The 20,172-nt window shown below is 68.1% G+C and carries 19 protein-coding genes and 1 pseudogene; 14 read left to right on the top strand and 6 right to left on the bottom strand.

The window, feature by feature from the left end; all coding sequences use genetic code 11:
- Positions 1-92 precede the first annotated feature (92 nt).
- Positions 93-1,004: a LysR family transcriptional regulator gene (locus ABEA07_RS03640; RefSeq protein WP_345535946.1), complete on the top strand. Its 912-nt coding sequence runs from the start codon at positions 93-95 to the stop codon at positions 1,002-1,004.
- Positions 1,005-1,031: 27 nt separating this feature from the next.
- On the opposite strand, the gene ABEA07_RS03635 is transcribed toward ABEA07_RS03640, so the two are convergent.
- On the bottom strand, positions 1,032-1,925 hold the full coding sequence (locus ABEA07_RS03635) for a peptidoglycan DD-metalloendopeptidase family protein (RefSeq protein WP_345535944.1): 894 nt from the start codon (positions 1,923-1,925) through the stop codon (positions 1,032-1,034).
- 138 nt (positions 1,926-2,063) lie between these two features.
- Between ABEA07_RS03635 and ABEA07_RS03630 the strand changes: the two genes are divergently transcribed.
- The 4 genes and pseudogenes from ABEA07_RS03630 to ABEA07_RS03615 all read left to right on the top strand — a co-directional run bounded on the left by ABEA07_RS03630 (position 2,064) and on the right by ABEA07_RS03615 (position 7,384).
- The gene (locus ABEA07_RS03630; RefSeq protein ID WP_345535942.1) at positions 2,064-3,359 is read left to right on the top strand and encodes an amino acid deaminase; all 1,296 of its coding nucleotides are present in this window, start codon (positions 2,064-2,066) and stop codon (positions 3,357-3,359) included.
- A 377-nt stretch (positions 3,360-3,736) separates the two neighbouring features.
- Positions 3,737-5,428: pseudogene (locus tag ABEA07_RS03625) on the top strand (ESPR-type extended signal peptide-containing protein); the annotation flags it as partial.
- A 116-nt stretch (positions 5,429-5,544) separates the two neighbouring features.
- Positions 5,545-6,288: an autotransporter domain-containing protein gene (locus ABEA07_RS03620; protein ID WP_345535995.1), complete on the top strand. Its 744-nt coding sequence runs from the start codon at positions 5,545-5,547 to the stop codon at positions 6,286-6,288.
- Positions 6,289-6,361: 73 nt separating this feature from the next.
- On the top strand, positions 6,362-7,384 hold the full coding sequence (locus ABEA07_RS03615; RefSeq protein ID WP_345535941.1) for a DUF2272 domain-containing protein: 1,023 nt from the start codon (positions 6,362-6,364) through the stop codon (positions 7,382-7,384).
- Between the two features lie 60 nt (positions 7,385-7,444).
- Here ABEA07_RS03615 and ABEA07_RS03610 read toward each other — a convergent pair whose 3' ends face one another.
- Positions 7,445-7,882 (bottom strand): DUF6573 family protein, encoded by a 438-nt coding sequence (locus ABEA07_RS03610; RefSeq protein ID WP_345535940.1) that lies wholly within the window; start codon positions 7,880-7,882, stop codon positions 7,445-7,447.
- 166 nt (positions 7,883-8,048) lie between these two features.
- Here ABEA07_RS03610 and ABEA07_RS03605 point away from each other — a divergent pair, with 166 nt between their 5' ends.
- Together ABEA07_RS03605 and ABEA07_RS03600 are read left to right on the top strand one after the other, a co-directional pair.
- Positions 8,049-8,669 carry a LuxR C-terminal-related transcriptional regulator gene (locus ABEA07_RS03605; protein ID WP_345535939.1) on the top strand — a complete coding sequence of 207 codons (621 nt, stop codon included), beginning with the start codon at positions 8,049-8,051 and terminating at the stop codon, positions 8,667-8,669.
- Between the two features lie 23 nt (positions 8,670-8,692).
- Complete coding sequence (locus ABEA07_RS03600; RefSeq protein ID WP_345535937.1) at positions 8,693-10,129, top strand: sensor histidine kinase; 1,437 nt, start codon at positions 8,693-8,695, stop codon at positions 10,127-10,129.
- Between the two features lie 423 nt (positions 10,130-10,552).
- On the opposite strand, the gene ABEA07_RS03595 is transcribed toward ABEA07_RS03600, so the two are convergent.
- Genes ABEA07_RS03595 through ABEA07_RS03580 form a run of 4 tightly spaced genes read right to left on the bottom strand, consistent with a single transcriptional unit; the run spans position 10,553 to position 14,652 of the window.
- Positions 10,553-11,602, bottom strand: a complete 1,050-nt coding sequence (locus ABEA07_RS03595) for a VWA domain-containing protein (protein ID WP_345535936.1) — start codon at positions 11,600-11,602, stop codon at positions 10,553-10,555.
- Entirely contained in the window at positions 11,599-12,597 is a 999-nt protein-coding gene (locus ABEA07_RS03590; protein ID WP_345535935.1) for a DUF58 domain-containing protein, read from the bottom strand. Before ABEA07_RS03590 ends, ABEA07_RS03595 begins: the two co-directional genes overlap by 4 nt.
- Positions 12,578-13,600 carry an AAA family ATPase gene (locus tag ABEA07_RS03585; RefSeq protein WP_345535934.1) on the bottom strand — a complete coding sequence of 341 codons (1,023 nt, stop codon included), beginning with the start codon at positions 13,598-13,600 and terminating at the stop codon, positions 12,578-12,580. The genes ABEA07_RS03590 and ABEA07_RS03585 overlap by 20 nt, the downstream gene beginning before the upstream one ends.
- A 50-nt stretch (positions 13,601-13,650) precedes the next feature.
- On the bottom strand, positions 13,651-14,652 hold the full coding sequence (locus ABEA07_RS03580) for a S1C family serine protease (protein WP_345535932.1): 1,002 nt from the start codon (positions 14,650-14,652) through the stop codon (positions 13,651-13,653).
- 89 nt (positions 14,653-14,741) lie between these two features.
- Here ABEA07_RS03580 and ABEA07_RS03575 point away from each other — a divergent pair, with 89 nt between their 5' ends.
- The 7 genes from ABEA07_RS03575 to ABEA07_RS03545 all read left to right on the top strand — a co-directional run.
- Positions 14,742-15,578, top strand: a complete 837-nt coding sequence (locus ABEA07_RS03575) for a TatD family hydrolase (RefSeq protein ID WP_345535930.1) — start codon at positions 14,742-14,744, stop codon at positions 15,576-15,578.
- 146 nt (positions 15,579-15,724) lie between these two features.
- A complete protein-coding gene (locus ABEA07_RS03570; protein WP_345535929.1) occupies positions 15,725-16,108 on the top strand; it encodes a hypothetical protein in 384 nt (127 codons plus the stop codon).
- A gap of 85 nt (positions 16,109-16,193) precedes the next feature.
- Positions 16,194-16,754 (top strand): DNA-deoxyinosine glycosylase, encoded by a 561-nt coding sequence (locus ABEA07_RS03565; protein WP_345535928.1) that lies wholly within the window; start codon positions 16,194-16,196, stop codon positions 16,752-16,754.
- A complete protein-coding gene (locus tag ABEA07_RS03560; RefSeq protein ID WP_345535926.1) occupies positions 16,751-17,506 on the top strand; it encodes a class I SAM-dependent methyltransferase in 756 nt (251 codons plus the stop codon). The genes ABEA07_RS03565 and ABEA07_RS03560 overlap by 4 nt, the downstream gene beginning before the upstream one ends.
- Positions 17,503-19,293 carry a type IV pilus assembly ATPase TfpB gene (gene tfpB, locus ABEA07_RS03555; RefSeq protein WP_345535925.1) on the top strand — a complete coding sequence of 597 codons (1,791 nt, stop codon included), beginning with the start codon at positions 17,503-17,505 and terminating at the stop codon, positions 19,291-19,293. The genes ABEA07_RS03560 and tfpB overlap by 4 nt, the downstream gene beginning before the upstream one ends.
- A 196-nt stretch (positions 19,294-19,489) precedes the next feature.
- Entirely contained in the window at positions 19,490-19,978 is a 489-nt protein-coding gene (locus ABEA07_RS03550) for a tripartite tricarboxylate transporter TctB family protein (protein ID WP_345535923.1), read from the top strand.
- 13 nt (positions 19,979-19,991) lie between these two features.
- Positions 19,992-20,172: tripartite tricarboxylate transporter permease (locus ABEA07_RS03545; RefSeq protein WP_345535921.1), on the top strand; the 181-nt coding region annotated here is incomplete at its 3' end.

Raw genomic sequence — 20,172 nt, 5'->3', positions numbered from 1 at the left:
TGGCCCGTGCGCACGCGGGGGCCGGCGCACGGCCGCCTCGCAGTGTGCGAGGCGAAGTCCGGGTCATCAATAAAATAATCCGGCTATCCGACATGAATGCCATGCATATCGATGCCCTGGACCTGAATCTGCTGCGCCTCTTCGATGCCGTCTACCGCGCCCGCAGCGTCAGCCGCGCGGCCGAGGCGCTGGGGCTCACGCAGCCGGCCGCCAGCCATGGCCTGGGGCGGCTGCGGCTGCTGCTGAAGGACGCGCTGTTCACCCGCACGCCGGGCGGGGTGGCACCCACGCCGCGGGCCGAGCGGCTGGCGACGGCGGTGCAGTCGGCCCTGGGGCAACTGGAGGAGGCGCTGAGCGAGCCGGACCGCTTCGAGCCCTCGGATTCGCGCAAGACCTTCCGCATCCACATGAGCGACATCGGCGAAGGCCGATTCCTGCCAATGCTGATGGCGCGCCTGGGCGAGCTGGCGCCGGGCGTGCGGCTGGAGACGCTGCCGCTGTCACCGGATGAGATCGTGCCTGCGCTCGACAGCGGTCGCGTCGACTTCGCCTTCGGCTTCCTGCCCAAGGTGCGCGACACCCAGCGCCTGCAGTTGCTGAAGGACCGCTACATCGTGCTGTTGCGCAAGGGCCATCCCTTCACGCGCGCGCGCCGCAGCGGGCAGGCCTTGCTGGCCTCGCTGCAGCGCCTGGAGTACGTGGCGGTGCGCACCCATGCCGAGACGCTGCGCATCCTGCAACTGCTCAACCTGGAGGACCGGGTGCGCCTGACCACCGAGCACTTCATGGTGCTGCCGGCGATCGTGCGCGCCACCGACCTGGCGGTGGTGATGCCGCGCAACATCGCGCGCGGCTTTGCCGAGGAGGGCGGCTACACGATCGTCGAGCCGGCCTTCCCGCTGCGCGACTTCGCCGTGGCGCTGCATTGGAGCAAGCGCTTCGAGGCGGACCCGGCGAACCGGTGGCTGCGCGGCGTGATCCTGGACTTGTTCGCGGAGAAGTGACGGTGGCCCTGGTGAGGTGTGCCCTGGCTAGCCCGGAATGAAGAGCGCGGGGTCGACCATCGCCCGGTTCAGCATCACCGACCAGTGCAGGTGCGGCCCGGTCACGCGGCCGGTGGCGCCGACGGCGCAGAAGCGCTCGCCGGGCTCGACCACATCGCCCGCTTTCACGTCGATGCGGCTCAGGTGGCAGTACATGCTCAGCAATCCGCCGCCATGGTCGAGCCAGACGGTGCCGCCGTTGAAGAAGTAGTCGCCGGTGTCGATCACGCGGGCTGCGAGCGGCGCCTTCACCGGTGTGCCGGTCGCAGCCGCAATGTCCATGCCGCTGTGGGGATTGCGCTTCTCGCCGTTGAACACGCGACGCAGCCCGAAAGAACTGGAACGCCGGCCCGGCACCGGCACTTGCATGCGCAGTTCGCCGCGGGGGAAGGGCTCGCTGAAGGTGGCGGTCACCTGCTGCTGATGAGCGCGTTCGCGTTCGTAGCGCGCCAGATCCTCGGCGGAGAGATCGACGTGGCCGGGCTTCACCTTCAGGTGCTGTTCCTGATAGCGCTTGGGCGTGATGGTGTAGGGCAGCTCGCGGGTTTCGCCGCCTTGGCGCAGCACGCGGACGCGGGCCTCGCCCGGCTCGGCCGCGAGGGGGATGCCGACCAGCGCGGTCCACTCGATGGGATCGCCCAGCACGAGCAGGGGCAGGTCATCGGTGGTGCGGGCCTGCGGCCGCGTCGCGGCCGGCCCCAGCGAAAGCCGTGCGACGCCGCCGGGTACCTGGGACGGATGGGGCCAGGGCCGGGCCTCGGGCGCCGACGGGGCCGCCTGTGCGGTTGGCATGGCCTGCACGGCGGGCAGAGCCACGAAGGCGAGGGTGCCGAGCAGTGTCTCCCGGCGTCGGAGGTGGAAAGGGGGTAGGGAAGTGGGCATCACGGCTTGGGCTTATACGCCACTCCGTCGGGCCGGGCACGCCAGTCGGTGTTTCCGCAGGCGGTAACGATTTTTCGCTAGGGAGCGACCTGTCTCCAAGCCATCATTCGGCCTCCATCCGCATGGCGCTGATCATTCATGACCACCGAACAAGACCTCTTGGACCCGTTGCTCGACGCCCGCTTCAAGGGTTACCCGCGCACCCAGCCGCCCAGACGCCGCAGCGAAATCGGCCGCGCGGGCTGGCACGTGCTGGCCGACGACCTGCCGCTGCCGCTGGCCGTGCTCAAGCGCGAGGCGTTGGAGCACAACCTCGGCTGGATGCAGGCGCGCGTGCGCCAGTGGGGCATCGACCTCGCGCCGCACGGCAAGACCACCATGTCGCCACAGCTCTTCCGCCGCCAGCTCGATGCCGGCGCCTGGGGCCTCACCTTCGCCACCGTGAACCAGCTCGCGGTGGGCGTGGCCGCCGGCGCACGCCGCACGCTCATTGCCAACCAGGTGATGAACGCGGAAGACCTCGCCGGCATCCAGCTGTTGCTGCGCGAGCACGCGGATCTGCGTGTGGTCTTCCTGGTCGACTCCCGGGCGCAACTTGCGCTCATCGAGAACTGGGCGCGACGGCATGCCGACAGCCTGCCCTTCGAGGTGATGCTGGAGATCGGCGTGCCGGGTGGGCGCACCGGCTGCCGCACGCAGGCGGAGGCGATCGGGCTGGCCGAGGCGCTGCATGCCAGCGAGGCGGTGCGCCTGGTCGGCATCGAGTGCTACGAAGGCCTGGCCGCCAGCGGCCAGACCGAGGCCGACACCGCCTACGCCAACGCGCTGATGGACCGCGTCGAGGCGGTGGCGCGCCATTGCGACGAGAACGGCCTTTTCGAGGGCGAGGAGGCGATTGTCTCCGCCGGCGGCTCGGCCATCTTCGACCTGGTGGCGGGCCGCCTGAAGCCCCGGCTGCGCGGCGGCGTGCGCGGCATCCTGCGCTCAGGCTGCTACGTCACGCACGACCACGGCTTCTACCAGCGCATGCTCGGCGCGGTCGATCAGCGGCTGGGTTGCGAGTGCGGCGAAAGCCTGCGCCCCGCGCTGGAGGTCTGGGCCACGGTGCAGTCCTGCCCCGAGCCCGGCCTCGCCATCCTGGCCGTGGGCAAACGCGACATCTCCTTCGACCTCGCGATGCCGGTGCCGATCGCTCGCGCGGCGGCCGGCAGCCGGGTGCCGCAGGCGGTGCCCCCCGGGTGGAAGATCACCGGCCTGAACGACCAGCATGCCTACCTGCGCTGGGACGATGCCGCCTCGCCGCAGCCGCCGGTGGTGGGCGAGCGCGTCGGCCTGGGCATTTCGCACCCCTGCACCACCTTCGACAAGTGGCACTGGATGCCGGTGGTGGAAGAGGACTATCGCGTGAGCGACGCGGTGTCCATGCACTTCTGATGCCGTCCATGGGCGTGTTCGAGGCGTGTCGAGGCGATGGCCGTGCTCGCGCAGCGCCGTGCCCACCATCCCGCGCAACGGCGTAGACCCCGCCCCGGGTCGACGAACCGGCCGGTCGCCAGGAGATCGCGCCGGAAGCCGCGCAGGGTGAGTTCCGTGCCCGGCGCTGCCGGGCACGGATGAATTCTCGCTTTTTGTCGCATTCGCCCGGCTGCGTCCGGAAGCATTTCTAGCATTCGGGCGCCGCCGGCCCTTGAGGGCTTTCGCTGCGCCCTGCGTGTTCAGCACGTGCAGGCGAGTGATGGTCAAGTTCAGGCGGCACTGCCCGCCACGTGCGCCGCGCGCGTGGGTTCCTGGACGACCCGAGACCTCCTCTCATGAACAGAACGCATCTCAGCCTTTGGAACTCCGCGCTGGGTGCCTGGGTGGCCGTCCCCGAGAGCGCGCGGGTCCGCGGCAAGCAAAGCGGCAGCAAGCGGGCCCTGGGCCTGCGCCTTCGCCCACTGGCGATGGCCTGCCTGCTGGCCTGGGTGGCACCGTCGGCCTGGGCCTGCGATGCGGGCGACACCGCCTCGCTGGCCAACTGCGTCAAGAACATCGCGGCCGACCCGGCCCAGACGATCAACCTCACGGCCGACATCATCCTCAACGGCAACATCGGTGTGCTCGCCGGCGACCCGCTGAAGCCGATCACGATCAACGGCAACCGCCACACCCTCGATGGCGCCGGTACCTACCGCGGGTTCTTTCTTGGCGCCGGCACGGTGACTATCAATGACCTGACACTGCAGAACCTGAGAGCCAAGGGAGGGGATGGGGGCCAGGACTTTGCGATGGGCGGCGGCGGCATGGGCGCCGGCGGCGCGGTGTTTGCGCGCAGCGGCGTGGACTTGACGCTGAACAACGTCTCGCTGGTCAGCAACAGCGCGGTCGGCGGCAATTCGAATGCCAATTTCACCCCGGCGAACCCGAATGCGATCTACATGGCCAGCGGCGGTGGTGGTGGTCTGGGAGGGGCGGGTGGAGGCAGTCGCGAAGGATTGGCCGCCAATGTCGGGCAAGGTGGCGGAGGTCTGTATGCCGACGGCAGCATCGGTTCAGACCAAACTCATGCCGGGAATGGAGGCGGTCCCTATGGAGGGGCTGGAGAGACGTTCTTTGTCGTTCCCTTTGGTCCGTCCACGGGAACGCCTCCGGGCCCCGGCGGTGACTACAGCGGCGGCGGCGGGGCGCTCGACGTAGACAATTCCAGATTCGGAGGAGGAGGCGGTGCTGGCGCATCAGGCGGCTTTGGTGGTGGCGGAGGCGGATCCTTCGCCACCGGCGGGGCAGGCGGTTTCGGGGGTGGCGGCGGTGAAGGCGTCAACGGCGGTGGCGGCCAGGGAGGGTTTGGCGGGGGGGCGGGCAGTCAGTACAACGGTGGTGGCGGCGGCGCAGGCATGGGCGGCGCGGTCTTCATCCAGAATGGCGCGCGTGTCACGCTGACCGGTTCGTTCAGCGTCAATGGCAATTCGGTCACCGCTGGAGTCGGGGCCTACGACCCTTTTCCACTCGCCGCAGCCCTCCGCGCCTCGGCTTTCGGCTCGGGCATCTTCCTTCAGGGCAGCACTTCAGCGCTCACGTTCGCACCCGGCAGCGGCACGACACAAACGGTCGCCAACACCATTGCGGACCAGACAGGCTCCGGCGGCACGGGCAGCAATGCCGGCAGCATCGGCATCATCAAGACCGGCGCCGGGACACTGCAACTCACGGGTGCCAACACCTACAGCGGCGGCACCGACCTCCAGCAAAGTCGCGTGGAGGTGGGCAATGACAGCGCCCTCGGGCTGGGTGTCCTCACCATGCACGGAGGGACCACCCTCGGCTTCATCGCCGACAGACTCACCCTGGGCAACGCCATCAGCTTCGCCGACACTGCGGACGCCTTCATCGACACCGGCAACTTCCCCAGCTTCCTCGGCGGCACCATCAGCGGCCCTGGCAATCTCGTCAAGACCGGCACCGGCCCCCTCACCCTTGCGGGCCCCAACACCTACGTCGGCAGAACCACCATCGTCAGCGGCGTTCTGCAAGCCGGGGATGGCGGCACCAGCGGCACGCTCGGCATCGGCGATGTCTCGGTCAACAGCGGCGCCACCGTGAGCTTCAGGCGGGCACCGTCAGCCCCCAAAGCGATGGCCGCCTGGGCGGCCTGCAAGCGGGCACCGATCTGTGGCGCGATGCCTCCTGGCGCGCAGGCGTTTACACCGGCCAGCTCGACGGCGAGCTCCAGGTCCAGGGCTTCGCCCGCGGCATCGCCGACCTGGCGGTGGGCAGCAACGACCTGCGCAGCCAGTACCTCGGCGGCTACGCGACCTATGGCACCGGCAGCGGCTTCTATCTCGACGCCGTCCTGCAACTCGGCCGCCATCGCTACGAAGTCAAGCCGCAGGCCGCGCTGCGCACCAGGGGCAAGGCCGACAGCCTCAGCGCGTCGCTGGAGGTCGGCCAGTCCTTCGCGCTTGGCGGTGGCTGGCAGATCGAACCGCAGGCCCAACTGGTGCACCAGGACATCGAGTTCGACGACGTCGACCTCCGGGGTACGCGCGTGCAGCAGGAGAGCGACCGCAACTGGCTCGCCCGCGTGGGCGTTCGGCTCAAGGGCGACATCGGCACGAGTGCAGGCCGGCTGCAACCCTCTGCGCGCGTGAACCTGTACCGCACCGGGGGTGGCAACGATGTCGCGCGCTTTGTCACCCCGGCGGCCACCACGACCATCGTCAGCCGCAACGGCAGCACCTCGACCGAGCTGGCCGGAGGCTTCACGCTGGCCATCAACGAGACGACCAGCCTCTACGGCGAAGTCGGCAAGCTGTGGGCGACGGGTGGAGGGACGCGGGTGAAGTCGCGGCTCAATGCTTCGGCGGGGCTGCGGGTGCGCTGGTAGGAGCTCCCTGGCCCAAGCTCCGCGTCGAACGCTGATGCTCGAGGGCGGCGGGCGCCGCTTATGCTCGAGCCGCATGGGCTTCCTCGACGCTTTGTCCGACATGCCACGGCGCCTGCTCGCCATGGCGGTACTTGCTGCCACGCTGCTCGTGGCAGCCGCCAGGCCCGCCGCGGCCGCCTGCCAGGCCACGAGCCTGCATATTCCACCCAGCGCGCGGGCGCTGGCCATGGCGGCTGCTGCGCAACGCGAGCATCTCGCTTTCGGCAGCCAGACGCTGGATGCCGAAGGCCGGCTCATCGAGGCGGGCTTCTCGGAGGGGGACGACGCGCGCGGCGCGCCCGGCACCATGGCACCGTGGCAACGCGTGCTCGGCTATTGGCAGGCGGTGGATTCGCCGGCCCGCCGACTGCCCTCCGCGGTGCGCTTCGGCGCGCTCCGCCCGGCGCGCCGGGAGCTGCTGACGCAGGCGCTGGAGCTTGCGTCGGCCGCGCACCTGCGTGGCCTCGGCGTGGATGCGCCGCAAGGCCTCCAATCCCATGAACTGCAGGCCGTCCAGGCCGCGCTAGCCCGCGTGGCCGTGATCGACACGCCGTGGTCCGCGGCCTTCGTCAGCTGGCTGGCCCGCGAGGCCGGACTGGGGCCCGGCGAGTTCGTCTACTCGGAAGCGCATGCCGATTACGCGGGCGCCGCGTGGCAGGCCGGCATCGACGAGGCGCAAGGACGCGCCAACCCCTTCGCGCTGCGGGCCTGTGCGCTCATGCAGACGCGGCCGCGCGTCGGCGACCTGGTCTGCCATGCGCGCAGCGACGACGCAGAACGTGCCAGCTTCGAGGCCCTCGGCCGCATCCTGGCCAAGCGGGGCACCGGCGGCGCGCCGGTGCCGATGCATTGCGACGTGGTGGTCGCGGTGGATGCGAAGGGCTTCGATGCCATCGGCGGCAACGTGCTGCAGTCAGTCACCTTGCGCCGGCTCTCGTTTGCGCGCGGCAGCGGGCTGCTCGATCCCGACTACCTGGGCTGCGACGCCCGCACGCCGCACTGCATCGATCGCCACATGAGCCGCGCGCCCTGGTCGCTGTTGCTCCAGTGGCGCTGAATGCTGGACCTCCTCTTCCTCACCTGGCTTTGCAAGCCCGTGCGCGCCGAGCCGGCGGCATCAGTCCTGCCACGGCAGCATGATCGTCGCGACCAGCTCACCCTGATCGCCAGCGTGCGTGAGCAAGACAAGGTCTACACGCCGGACAAGGTTGTCGTCGGCATTGCCGTCGTCGTACCGCAGCGCGCGAGGCATCGAGAAGCTGAACTGCGTGCCGTCGTGCCGCAGGGCCTCTGCTCGCGCGAGCCACAGCACTTGCCACAGCCGTGCGATTTCACACGTGCCAGGGAACTCGGGTTCCGGCGGCGTACCGGTCCATCCAATGCATTCGACCCACGCTTCGTACGTCATTGTCACCGGCACGATGAATCCCACCAACTCCGCCAAGCCACTGAGATCCAGCAGTTCGCCATGGGGGAGCATCGGTGCGCGTTCGTAAGAGTGGATGACCTCAGGCTCCTCGAATGGGTCGCCGTTCGGTTCGGAGGTCTGGGGCATCTGCGCTTCCTGTTCGTGAGTTGTGGTGGGCCGAATCTAGTTATTGCAGGATTCGTGACAACTAGTGAGGATTACCAGGGACGGGATGGCCCGTGTTGACGGATGATGCGCGCGGCACCGGCAACGGCAGGTTTTTGCGGAACGCCGGTCAGGGGGAAAACACAACATGAACGTTCTATTGGTCGAAGACCAGCCGGTCGTTTCGGAAGCGACCGCCGACAAGATCGCCCGCAATCCGCGCGTGGCGTCGATCCACGTTTGCGCCACAGCTCAGCTGGCGCGGCAAGCGCTGGAGTCACAGTCGGATCGTTGGGGACTGATCTTCCTGGATCTCGACGTGCCTGGTGCCGCGGGTCTGTCGCTCGCCATGGAAATCGAGCGCCTCGGCCTGGCTTCCATCACATGCATCCTCACGGGCTCGCAGCGTCCCGACTACATCGCGCAGATCCAGGCCACCGGTTTCCTGGGCTACATCCTGAAGGCGATGGAGGTGCAGGCGCTGGTTCGAGCGCTCGACAGCGTGCTGATCGGAGAGAAGGTGTTCCCCGCGGCGAATGCGCAGACCACGAACATACCGCGGCTGACCGTGCGCCAGACCCAATGCTTGCAGTTGGTCAGCGAAGGCAAATCCACCAAGCAGATCGCGCAGATCCTCCAACTGCACGCGGGCACGGTCAATTACCACATCGATTCCGCGATGGATGCACTGGTGGTGAACTCGCGTGCGCATGCCGTCCAGCGCGCATTGCAGTTCGGGCTCCTGATGCTGGACGGGGTGCAGCCGTGAGTGGGCTTGCATCTTCCGCCGCCATGAAGGGCGAGGAGTCGGGCAGCGAGCCGGGCCAGCCGCTGCGTACGCGCCTGCTGCTGACGGTGAGCCCGGCGCACAAGCATCTCGCGATGCGGGCATTCGCCATGCAGCAGGTGGTGAACTGGACCACGGTCATCGGACTCATCGCTGTCCATCACTTCTATCCGATCATCGATGCTGCCCGGGTCTGGTTCTGGGCCGGCGTTTTTCTGGCCAGTTGGACGATGCGCATGTTGATGATCGCGCCGCTCCAGCGCCTGCCCCCATCGGCCGTCGAAAAATCGGGGCTTTTGAAATGCCTGCCTCTGGCCAGTGGCCTGATCGGCTGTGCCTTCTGGGTCTGGACGACGCAGTTGTTCGTTGGGCCAGAGTTGTCGATGCGGGAGGTGATGCTGCTCGTCGGCTTCATCGGGATCTCGATCTCGATATCCGGGATGTGGCCGGTGACGCCGATCACTTCGATGACCTACTACCTTCTCCTGTGGGTGGGTTTCACTTACGCGTTCTGGATCAATCGGACCACGACGCTGCCGGCACTCATCGCGGTGAATTGCTGCGTGGCCGCCATCATCTGGCTCAACGTATTTGTCTCGATCCGCCAGTTGAATGTGCAGCTTCGTGGTGTCGAGTTGAATCGGGCCCTGGACGAGCTTCAGGCCTCCAACGCGCAGCTCGAGGCGCTCAAGAATGCCGCGTGGCGGGCGCTCCAAACGCGCTCGGCATTTTTCTCCGAGGCCAGCCACGATTTTCGGCAGCAGTTGCATGCGGCAAAGTTGTGGGTCTCGTCCGCCATGTCCGCAGGCAAGGATGGCAGTGATGCGAAACGACCGCTCGAAAGGCTGGGGCGCGAGCTCGACGCACTGCAGATCTACATCGATCGAGTTCTCGACTTTGCTCGAATCGAAGCGCTGGATGTCGGTGTGCGGCTCGAATGGACAAGCATTCAGTCGCTGTTCCAGAAGTTGGATCTGAGCTTCGAGGGCTCGATGGTGCCTGGACGCGCCGCGCTGCGCTTCCGCCGAACGTCACTCTTCGTTCACACCGACGCCCCGATGCTCCTGCGCATCCTCGAGAACCTGATTTCGAACGCTCTCAAGTACTCGCGCGGAGGCGTTCTGATCGGCGCGCGACGACGAAGCACACACTTGACGCTCCAGGTTTGGGACCAGGGGCCCGGCATCAAGGCAGACGCGCACCAGCGGATTTTTGAAGCATTCCATCGAGAACACGAGTCTGACGATAGGACGTCTCTTAAAGGCTCCGGGCTGGGCCTGGCGATCGTCAAGCGGTTCGCCGATTGCCTTGGGTACACCGTACAGGTTCAGTCGGTACTCGGCAGAGGAACGTGCTTCAGCGTGTCCATTCCGATGGATGATGTGCGGCTGTGTGCCGCAGCCATCCCCTGTGGGCGAATTCCATCGCAGGCCCTGGGATAAGGAGCGGCTCGGGAGGGCAACGGCTCCCCGAGGAGCGTCGCCGCCGAGAGGCGCTGGCAGAGTTCGTCAGCCCGCGATCTGCTTCCGAGACCCGACCGACAACCGGTTCCATGTGTTGATCAAGCCAATGGCCAGCAGGCATGGACGAGGCCAGCCTGGTCGCCTTTGTCGGGACCTTCTCAAAGAGCGCCACGGGTGATCCTGGAGGCCGTGAGCGTCGCCAAGCACCTGAGCGACTGGCACACGGCCGTGCCGGCCCAGCGGGCCTTGGCGAAGTTCATCGACGACGGCGATTTGCACCGGCACATCCGGCGCTGCCATGCGGTGTAGCTACGGCGCGATCGAGACCGAGGACATCGATCCTTCGATGGATCGGGTGCGGGACATCCTGCTGCAGATGGGTGAGCCCCGCCACGAACCCGCTCAGAGGATCCGGTTGAACCACAGCAGCGACAGCCCGGCCGACAGCAGCGCGAGCGCCGCAGCGCCCAGCGCGAACAGGGCCGAGATCTCGGTCTCCTTCTTCTCGACCGTGAGCCTGGAGCTCAGGGTGTTGTAGACCTTGGTCAGGTCGGCCGCGGTGCCGGCGTAGTAGTACTCGGCCTGCGTCTTGTTGGCGATGGCCTTGAGTGTTTCCTCGTCGAGGCGCACGCGCATCGACCAGCCTTCGAAGCCGATGGTCTCGCCGTCCACCGTGCCGATGCCCACCGTGTAGACGCGCACGCCGCGCTCCGCGGCCGCCTTGGCTGCATCCAGCGGGTCGACCCCGGTGGTGCGCTGGCCATCGGTCAGCATGATGATGGCGGCGGAGGTGTAGGAGCCCGGCGCCACCGGCGTGAACTCCTTGGGCGGCGGCTTGCCGGCCTGCTCGAGCGGCACGCCGCGCTGGCGGTTGCTCGTGGCCTGCGGGCCGAAGTTGGAGACGTCGATGCCCTGGTCCGGAAACAGCGTGGCCAGCGACACGACGATCGCGTTGCCGGTGGCCGTGGCGCGCTGCAACTGGAAGGAGTCGATCGCCTGGACCAGGTCTTCGCGGTTGGTCGTGGGCAACTGCGCCACGTTGGCGCTGCCGGCGAAGGCGACGATGCCCACCTTCACGTGCCGTGGCAGGTCCTTGAGGAAGGCCTTCGCCGCTTCCTGGGCGGCCACCAGACGGTTGGGCTGCACGTCGGCCGCGCGCATGCTGCCCGAGACGTCCATCGCCAGGATGATGGTCTGCTGGTTCGAGGGCAGCACCACCACCGCCATGGGCCGCGCGGCGGCGATCAGCATGGCGATCATCGCGAGCAGGAACAGCAGCGGCGGGATGTGGCGCCGCATGCTCTGGCGCACGCCCATCGCCTCGCGGACGATCGACAGGCTGGCATAGCGCAGCGCCAGCTTCTTCTTGCGCCGCAGCAGCCAGATGTAGAGCAGCACCAGCAGCGGCACCGCCGCCAGGAACCAGAGGAATTGAGGCCAGAGGAAGGTCATGCTGCCACCGCCTTGGAAAGGGACGCGCCGGTCGCGCGCACGCGGCGCTTGCGCATGTCGGCGAAGCGCACGATGGCCTGCACCAGGTCGTCCCGGGTCGAGAGTTCGAGCGTGTCGACGCCTGCCTTGGCCAGCGTCTCGCGCAACTGGTTTTCGCGCTCGGCAGCGAGGCGTGCGAAGCGCTTGCGAAAAGCGGCGTCGTGGGTATCGACCCACAACTGCTCGCCGGTTTCGGCATCGGTGAGCGGCACCAGGCCGAGGTCGGGAATCTCCAGCTCGAGCGGATCGAACAGGCGCACTGCCACCACCTCGTGCCGTTGCACGAGCTGCGCCAGCGGACGGTCCCAGCCCGGCTCGGACAGGAAGTCGGAAACCACGAAGACGGTGGAGCGGCGCGGCATCAGGATGGCCGCCGACTTCAGCAGGTCGGCCAGGCGGGTCATGCCTTTCTGGTCGGGTTGCCGTTCCTTCCGGTGCGTGCGGCGCTCCATGGCGTCGAGCAGGTGCAGCACGTGGCGGCGGCCCGTGCGCGGCAAGATCACGGCCTCCACGTCGGTGCCGTAGACCAGCGCTCCGACCCGGTTGCCGTGCCGCGTGAGCAGGCGGGCAAGCACGCCGACGAAACCGGCCGAGATCTCGCGCTTGGCCTTCACGCCGGAGCCGAAGTCCACCGAGCGGCTCAGGTCGAGCACGAACCAGGCGGCCATCTCGCGGTCTTCCGTGAACACGCGCACGTGCGGCGTCTGCAGGCGGGCCGTCACGTTCCAGTCGATGTGGCGCACGTCGTCGTGATGCTGGTATTCGCGCAGGTCGGCCAGGTCCAGGCCGGTGCCGCGCATCAACGTGCGGTAGTCGCCCTGCAGCAGGCCGTCCAGGCGGCGTATCACCGTCCACTCGAGCCTGCGCAGCGCGCGCTCCGCACCGCCGGCCGCGGCCTCGGCCGCGAGCTGGGCATCGTTGGCCGCCGGACGGCGGCTAGGCCACCAGCTTTTCATGTTCGAGCGGCTTGGCCGGCGGCGGCACGGCGCGCATGATGCGGTCGATCAGGCTGTCGGGCGTGAGGCCTTCGGAGAGGCCCTCGTAGGACAGCGTCACGCGGTGCCGCAGCACGTCGGGCACCAGGGCCGTCATGTCCTCGGGCAACGCGTAGCTGCGGCCCCGCAGCAAGGCGAGCGCCCGTGCGCCCTCGGTCAGGTTGATGCTGGCGCGCGGGCTGGCGCCGTAGGTGATGAAGCGGCGCATGTCCTTCAGACCGTGCCGCTCGGGCGTGCGAGTGGCGGACACCAGCCGCACCGCGTACTGGATGAGCGAGGGGTCGACGTAGACCTGCCGTGCCTCCGCCTGCAGGGCCGCCAGCTGCTCGGTGGTGGCGACCGGCGCGGCTTCGACCGCGGGGCCGATCACGCGCTCGACGATCACGAACTCTTCCTCGTCGGTGGGGTAGTCGACCAGCACCTTCATCATGAAGCGGTCGACCTGCGCCTCCGGCAGCGGATAGGTGCCTTCGGTCTCGATCGGGTTCTGCGTCGCCATCACGAGGAAGGGGCGCGGCACCCGGTGCGTCTCGCCGGCGATGGTGACCTGGCGCTCCTGCATCACTTCGAGCAGGGCGCTCTGCACCTTGGCCGGCGCGCGGTTGATCTCGTCGGCCAGCAGGAGGTTGGCGAACACCGGGCCCAGCGAGGTGCTGAATTCGCCGGTCTTCTGGTTGTAGATGCGCGTGCCGACCAGGTCGGCCGGCACCAGGTCGGGGGTGAACTGGATGCGCTTGAAGCGCCCGCGGATCGCATCGGCCAGCGTCTTGACGGTGAGCGTCTTGGCCAGCCCGGGCACGCCTTCCACCAGCAGGTGGCCGCCCGCGAGCACCGCCACCATCACCCGTTCGAGGAAGCGATCCTGGCCCACGACGACGCGCTTGACCTGGTAGAGGATCTGCTCCATCAGCTCGGCAGTGGAGTTGGCCGTGGTGGGCGGTGTCGCTTCGGTTTCCGTGCTCATGCGGTGCTTTCGTCGTTGGAACTGGAAAACAGGCTCGTGCACCGCTTCGTTCAGAAGGGCGGCGAGCCGGCGGCGGACGCGGCGTTCTCGATCGGCACAGCAAATCCGATGCCAATGAAGGTGCGCTGCTGGGTCGGGTTGAGGATGGCGGTGACGATGCCCAGCACCTCGCCGTTCATGTTGACCAGCGGCCCCCCGGAATTGCCCGGGTTGGCGGCGGCGTCGAACTGGATCAGGTTGCCCAGTTCCTGCTTGCCCTCGGGCGAGCGGAACGAGCGCTTGAGACCGGAGACCACGCCGCCCGACACCGAGGGCCCGATGCCGAAGGGGAAGCCGACCGCGGCGACCATGTCGCCGGACTGCAGGTCGGCGGTGGAGCGCATGGTGGCGGGGATCAGGTCGTCGGGCAGCTTCTGCGCCTGCAGCACCGCGAGGTCGTTCTCGGGCTGAACGCCGGTGATGACGGCCGGCGCCTCGAGGCCATCGGCGAAGGTGACCTTGATCTTCTCGGCGCCCGCGACCACGTGCAGGTTGGTCAGGATGATGCCCTTGTCGACGATCACCACGCCGCTGCCGACGCCGCGCTCGACTTCGCCGGGCGGCTCGTCGGCATCGGGGGCCTTGCCCTTGGCCAGGTTGCGGCCCTGCTTCTGGGTCTGGGCTTCGGGTGTCTTTTTCTCGGGGCCGTAGCCCACCACGCGCACCACGGAGGGGCGGATGATCTCGGCGGCCTTGGCGTACGGGGAGGGAAGGGTGGCGGTCTGGAGGGTGCGCAGGACGGCGGCGTCGATGTCCTTCTGCGTGTACTGGCGGATGTTCTGGCGCGGCCATGTGGCGATGGCGGTGGCCGATGCGCCCACGACGGCTGCCAGCAGCAGCGCGAGGCTTCGGCCGCCCGGCCGCCAGCGCGACCTGCGTGGCTCGGGCGCCGTGGCGGCGGGCGCTGCGGAAGTGGCCTCCGCCGGCGCATCGGGCGCCCGAGGAGTCCCGTCATCGGCCGCTGCCTCCAGCGGCGTGTGGGGCGAGCGGCTGTAGAAAGCTGGCCTGCGCATCGGGACACCTCCGACAAAAAGTCCATGCGTGTGATTGGCACGGTAGCACGCTTTCCGCGCTCCTGCTCACCTTCGGGCATCATCTTTGGATGTACGCCCTTGTCGATACCCACTGCCACCTCGATGCGCCCGAATTCGGCCGCGAGATGCCGGACATCCGCGCGCGAGCGGCCCGGCGCAATGTGCGCATGTGCGTGATTCCGGCCGTGGCGTCCTCCAACTTCGCAAGGGTCCGGCAACTCGCGCATGAGCAGGACGACGCCTACGCGCTGGGCATCCACCCCTTGTGCACGCCCGAGTCCGACGACGATGACCTGGCCCGCCTCGACGCCGAACTCGAAGCGGGAATGGACGATCCGCGGCTGGTGGCAGTGGGCGAAATCGGACTCGACTATTTCGTGCCGGAACTCGATCTCGAGAAGCAGGCGCATGTGTTTCACAACCAGTTGCAACTGGCCCGCCGCTATGCGTTGCCGGTGATCATCCACGTGCGCCGCTCGGTGGACCAGGTGCTGCGGCACCTGCGCCTGATGGTGCCGCCCGGCGGCTGGCACGGCATCGCCCACGCGTTCAACGGCAGCCTGCAGCAGGCGCAGGCCTGCATCGAACTCGGGCTGAAGCTGGGCTTTGGCGGGGCCGTCACTTTCGAGCGTGCGCTGCAGCTGCGGCGGCTGGCAGCGGAGTTGCCGCTCGATGCGATCGTGCTGGAGACGGACTCGCCCGACATCCCCCCGCAGTGGCTCTACCGCACGCAGGCGCAGCGCGCGGCGGGTGAGCCGCAGGGGCGCAACGATCCCGGGGAACTGCCGCGCATCGCCGAGGTGGTGGCCGGCCTGCGCGGCATCACGACGCAGGAACTGGCCGAGGCCACCACCCGGAACGCGATCGAAGCCTTGCCACGTCTGTCTTCGCTGATGCGCCTGTAGTCGCGCATGCCTGCCAGGGCGTAGGTGGAGTTCGCCACTTGGATGCGCGGACTCCGGCGGCCCATTTTGCTGTCATCCTTGCGTGCACGGTGACCGTTCTGGCCTCGTGGCAAGTTCGTCACTACAACATTGCAAAGGACCTTCCAATGAACAAATCCATTCGCATCCTTCCTGCCGCCCTGGCCCTGGCTTTCGCCGCCGTGGCACTGCCGGCGGCCGCCCAGACCCAGCCGGCGCAGCCGAGCACGGCCGCGAAGGTGGAAAACGCCGGCGAAAAGACCTGGGACGCCACCAAGAGCGGAACCGAGAAGGCCGTCAACGCGACGGAGCGCGGCGCCAAGAAGGCCTGGAATGCGACCAAGCGCGGCACCGGCAAGGCGGTGAATGCCACAGGGAACGCGGCCGGGAAAGCCGGCACCGCAGTCAGCAGCACGGCGACGGCCGCGGCCGACAAGACGCGTCAGGTGGGCGACAAGATCGGCGAGAAGATCCCGGGCACGCCGCAGAACGAAGCCGCGAAGAAGCCTTGAGACAGTTTCCATTGGCCAACGAGAAAACCCGCCAGCGCTTCGGCGGGTTTTTTCTTTCTGCGACGCGGCCTCGGGCGGCGGCAGCATGACGGCGCGCCGGCCGATTGCGCAGCCCCAGCAGCCGCGCATCCTCACCGGGCTGGCGCCGGTCGTCTCGGAAGCGACGGTGGTGCTGATTCTCGGCAGCTTCCCGAGCGTCAGGTCGCTCGCGCAGCGGCAGTATTATGCGCACCCGCAAAATCAGTTCTGGAGAATCTTGCAAGCCCTCTGGCCTCACGACGCGCTCCCCATGGAGCCTGACAGCTATGAAAAGCGTAGCGGGTGGCTGCTCGCGCATGGCCTGGGCCTGTGGGACGTGTATGGGCAGTGCACGCGCAGTGGCAGCCTCGATGCCGCCATCCGCGACGCCGTGCCCAATGACATCGCCGCGCTGCGCCTGCCGGCCCTGGCCGCGGTCGCGCACAACGGCGGCGAGAGCTTCAAGCATGCGCGGCACACCCGCGGCCTGGGCGTGCCGGTGCATCGTCTGCCTTCGACCAGCCCGGCCCATGCGTCCTGGGATCTCGAGCGCAAGGTGGCGGCCTGGCGCGAAGTGATCGGGCAATACCTCCCCGTGCAAGCACCTGTGATGCCGTCCGGGCAATGAAGCGCCGCACCACCCTGCCCGAAGTCAACTTCTCCGACTACGGGGACGTGCGCTATCTGCACCTGGGCACCGAATGGGTCCAGGGCTCGATGAAGCTGGATGCGCCCTTCGAAATCGAGCTCGAATACGTGCAGCGCATGATGGCCTGGCTGCTGTTCGTCGAGCCCGCCGAGGTGCCGAAGCGCCACGCCATGCAGCTCGGCCTGGGCGCGGGCAGCCTGACCAAGTTCTGCCGCAAGACCCTGCGCATGCGTACCACCGCGATCGAACTCAATCCCCAGGTGCTGGCCGCGTGCCGAGGTTGGTTCAAGCTGCCCGCCGACGATGCCAGGCTGCGCGTGGTGATCGCCGATGCGCAGGACGAGATCCGCAAGCCCGAATGGCAGGGCACGGTGGATGCGCTGCAGGTCGACCTCTATGACCACGAGGCCGCGGCGCCGGTGCTCGACAGCGAGGACTTCTACGCCGGCTGCCGCCGCCTGCTGACCGAGGACGGCTGCATGACGGTCAACCTGTTCGGCCGCTCCTCCAGCTTCGATCGCAGCCTCCATCAGATCGGTGCGGCCTTCGGCGAGGAGGCGCTGTGGGCCTTCCGGCCGACGCGCGAGGGCAACACCATCGTGCTGGCCCAGCGCACCCCGTCACGGCCGAGGCGCAACCTGCTTGCCGAGCGCGCCCAAAGCATCCAGACTCGATGGGGCCTGCCGGCCCCCAAGTGGCTGCGGGTCTTCAAGTACCTTGCAGAACCATGAGCGCCGTGTCCTCGCCCGCATCGCCACCGCCGTCCCGCTACGAGGGTCCGCTGCAACTGCGCCAACTGATCGAATGGCTCGCCAAGGACCAGGTCATCACGACCGAGGAGGCCCGGCGCACCCTGGCGCGCTGCGCCCAGGCCGAGAGCCGCCAGCCGCCGCTGGTGCGCCTGGCGAACGTCGCGATGACGCGCCGGGCCGACGGCAAGCCGCTGGACCTGGAAATGCTCACCGAATGGCTGGCCGGCCGCGCCGGCCTGGCCTACCTGCGCATCGACCCGCTGCGCGTCGACGTGGGCAAGGTGGCCGACACCATGAGCGCCGCCTATGCCGAGCGTCACAAGGTGCTGCCGGTGCAGGTCACGCCGAGCGAAGTGGTGGTGGCCACGGCCGAGCCCTTCCTCACCGACTGGATCGCGGAGGTCGAGCGCCAGGCCCGCCGCACCGTGCGGCGCGTGGTCGCCAACCCGGTGGACATCCAGCGCTACACGGCCGAGTTCTTCTCGCTGGCCAAGTCGGTGCGCGCGGCGCAGAAGGCCGGCGGCAGCGCGGGCGGCGCCAGCTTCGAGCAACTGGTCGAGCTGGGCAAGAGCAACAAGCAGCTCGACGCCAACGACCAGAGCGTGGTGCAGGTGGTCGACTGGCTCTGGCAGTACGCCTTCGACCAGCGCGCCAGCGACATCCACCTGGAGCCGCGGCGCGACCAGGGCGTGATCCGCTTCCGCATCGACGGTGTGCTGCACCCGGCCTACCAGATGCCCATGGGCGTGATGAACGCGATGGTCTCGCGCATCAAGTTGCTGGGCCGCATGGATGTGGTGGAAAAGCGCCGCCCGCTGGACGGCCGCATCAAGACCCGCAACATCCGAGGCGACGAGGTCGAAATGCGCCTGTCGACCCTGCCCACCGCCTTCGGCGAGAAGATGGTGATGCGCATCTTCGACCCCGACACCGCGGTCAAGGACCTCGATGCGCTGGGCTTCGCGCAGCACGACGCGCAGCGCTGGGAGCAGCTGGTGACGCGGCCGCACGGCATCATCCTCGTGACCGGGCCGACCGGCTCCGGCAAGACCACCACGCTCTATTCCACCCTCAAGCGGGTGGCGACGGAAGAAGTCAACGTCAGCACGGTGGAAGACCCGATCGAGATGATCGAGCCCTCCTTCAACCAGACGCAGGTGCAGCCCCAACTGGACTTCGGCTTCACCGAAGGCTTGCGCGCGCTGATGCGGCAGGACCCGGACATCATCATGGTGGGCGAGGTCCGCGACCTCGCCACCGCCGAGATGGCGGTGCAGGCCGCGCTCACCGGCCACCTGGTGTTCAGCACCCTGCACACCAACGATGCGCCCAGCGCCATCACGCGCCTGATGGAACTGGGCGTGCCCAACTACCTGATCAACGCCACCATGCTCGGCGTGCTGGCCCAGCGCCTGGTGCGCACCCTCTGCCCGCACTGCAAGGCGCCGGACGAGCGCGTCACGCGCGAGCAGCTCGGCGAACTGGTCAAGCCCTGGCAGATCACCGGTTCGGTGCGTGCCTACAAGCCGGTGGGCTGCGTCGATTGCCGCATGACGGGCTACCGCGGCCGCATGGGCCTGTACGAACTGCTGACCATCAGCGAGCCCTTCAAGACCCTGGTCAACAAGGAGCCCAACGTGGCGGCCCTGCGCCGCCAGGGCGTGGCCGATGGCATGCGCCCGCTGCGCCTGGCCGGTGCCCTGCGGGTGGCCGAAGGGCTGACCACGGTCGATGAAGTTCTGAGCGCAACGCCGCCGCTCGAATAGGGGCTGGGGCAGTGCAGGGCAGGGCATAGAGACCCCGCTCCCTGCGTTTTTCATCGCGTCCGACCGCGCCAGTGGGCCGCCGCGGTCGTCCGGCACAGCCGGGATAACCCTAGCTCTTCGCTAGGTGGTATCCACATCGAAGCTGACCAGAAGCTGACCCCACAATCCCGCTGTTCTAAATCCAAGGGGACTGTTCGTGAAGATCAAGAGTCAGAAGGACTTTTTCGCGGGCCTCATGTTCACCGCCGTCGGCATCGCCTTCGGCTGGGGAGCGACGGCCTACAACGTGGGCACCGGCGCGCGCATGGGGCCGGGCTACTTTCCGCTGATGCTGGGCATCCTGCTCGCCGTTCTGGGCGCGATCGTGATCTTCACGTCGCTGACCATCGAGACGGTGGACGGCGAGCCGGTCGGAAACATCGCATGGCGCCCGCTGGCCTTCATCATCGGCGCCAACCTCATCTTCGGGATCCTGCTCGGGGGCCTGCCGAGCGTCGGCCTGCCGGCCATGGGCCTGATCGCCGCCATCTATGCGCTGGTGCTGATCGCCGGCCTGGCAGGGGAGCACTACAGCTTCAAGGCCAGCCTGATCCTCGCCACCATCCTGGCCGTCGGCAGTTACCTGGCCTTCGTGGTCGCGCTGAAGCTGCAGTTCCAGGTCTGGCCCACCTTCATCACCGGCTGAGAGCGAGCTCACCATGGATCTCATCAATAACCTCTCCATCGGTTTCACGGCGGCTTTCACGCTGCAGAACCTCATCTACGCCTTCGTCGGCTGTCTGCTGGGCACGCTGATCGGCGTGCTGCCCGGCATCGGCCCGGTCGCCACCATCGCGATGCTGCTGCCCGCCACCTACGCGCTGCCCCCCGTGGCCGCGC

The sequence above is a fragment of the Variovorax defluvii genome (assembly GCF_039541515.1).
Classification (GTDB): Bacteria; Pseudomonadota; Gammaproteobacteria; order Burkholderiales; family Burkholderiaceae_C; genus Variovorax; species Variovorax defluvii.
The sequence above is the reverse complement of the archived record's forward strand: the minus strand, read 5'-3'. Positions and strand labels throughout refer to the sequence as shown.

Excerpts from the sequence above, each read along its gene's own strand:
- ABEA07_RS03635 (WP_345535944.1), bottom strand. The coding sequence starts at position 1,925 with ATGCCCACTTCCCTACCCCCTTTCCACCTCCGACGCCGGGAGACACTG.
- ABEA07_RS03615 (WP_345535941.1), top strand. The coding sequence starts at position 6,362 with ATGGGCTTCCTCGACGCTTTGTCCGACATGCCACGGCGCCTGCTCGCC.
- ABEA07_RS03565 (WP_345535928.1), top strand. The coding sequence starts at position 16,194 with ATGACGGCGCGCCGGCCGATTGCGCAGCCCCAGCAGCCGCGCATCCTC.
- ABEA07_RS03560 (WP_345535926.1), top strand. The coding sequence starts at position 16,751 with ATGAAGCGCCGCACCACCCTGCCCGAAGTCAACTTCTCCGACTACGGG.
- ABEA07_RS03610 (WP_345535940.1), bottom strand. The coding sequence starts at position 7,882 with ATGCCCCAGACCTCCGAACCGAACGGCGACCCATTCGAGGAGCCTGAG.
- ABEA07_RS03585 (WP_345535934.1), bottom strand. The coding sequence starts at position 13,600 with ATGAGCACGGAAACCGAAGCGACACCGCCCACCACGGCCAACTCCACT.
- ABEA07_RS03640 (WP_345535946.1), top strand. The coding sequence starts at position 93 with ATGAATGCCATGCATATCGATGCCCTGGACCTGAATCTGCTGCGCCTC.
- ABEA07_RS03590 (WP_345535935.1), bottom strand. The coding sequence starts at position 12,597 with ATGAAAAGCTGGTGGCCTAGCCGCCGTCCGGCGGCCAACGATGCCCAG.
- tfpB (WP_345535925.1), top strand. The coding sequence starts at position 17,503 with ATGAGCGCCGTGTCCTCGCCCGCATCGCCACCGCCGTCCCGCTACGAG.
- ABEA07_RS03600 (WP_345535937.1), top strand. The coding sequence starts at position 8,693 with ATGAAGGGCGAGGAGTCGGGCAGCGAGCCGGGCCAGCCGCTGCGTACG.
- ABEA07_RS03595 (WP_345535936.1), bottom strand. The coding sequence starts at position 11,602 with ATGACCTTCCTCTGGCCTCAATTCCTCTGGTTCCTGGCGGCGGTGCCG.
- ABEA07_RS03575 (WP_345535930.1), top strand. The coding sequence starts at position 14,742 with ATGTACGCCCTTGTCGATACCCACTGCCACCTCGATGCGCCCGAATTC.
- ABEA07_RS03605 (WP_345535939.1), top strand. The coding sequence starts at position 8,049 with ATGAACGTTCTATTGGTCGAAGACCAGCCGGTCGTTTCGGAAGCGACC.
- ABEA07_RS03630 (WP_345535942.1), top strand. The coding sequence starts at position 2,064 with ATGACCACCGAACAAGACCTCTTGGACCCGTTGCTCGACGCCCGCTTC.
- ABEA07_RS03570 (WP_345535929.1), top strand. The coding sequence starts at position 15,725 with ATGAACAAATCCATTCGCATCCTTCCTGCCGCCCTGGCCCTGGCTTTC.
- ABEA07_RS03580 (WP_345535932.1), bottom strand. The coding sequence starts at position 14,652 with ATGCGCAGGCCAGCTTTCTACAGCCGCTCGCCCCACACGCCGCTGGAG.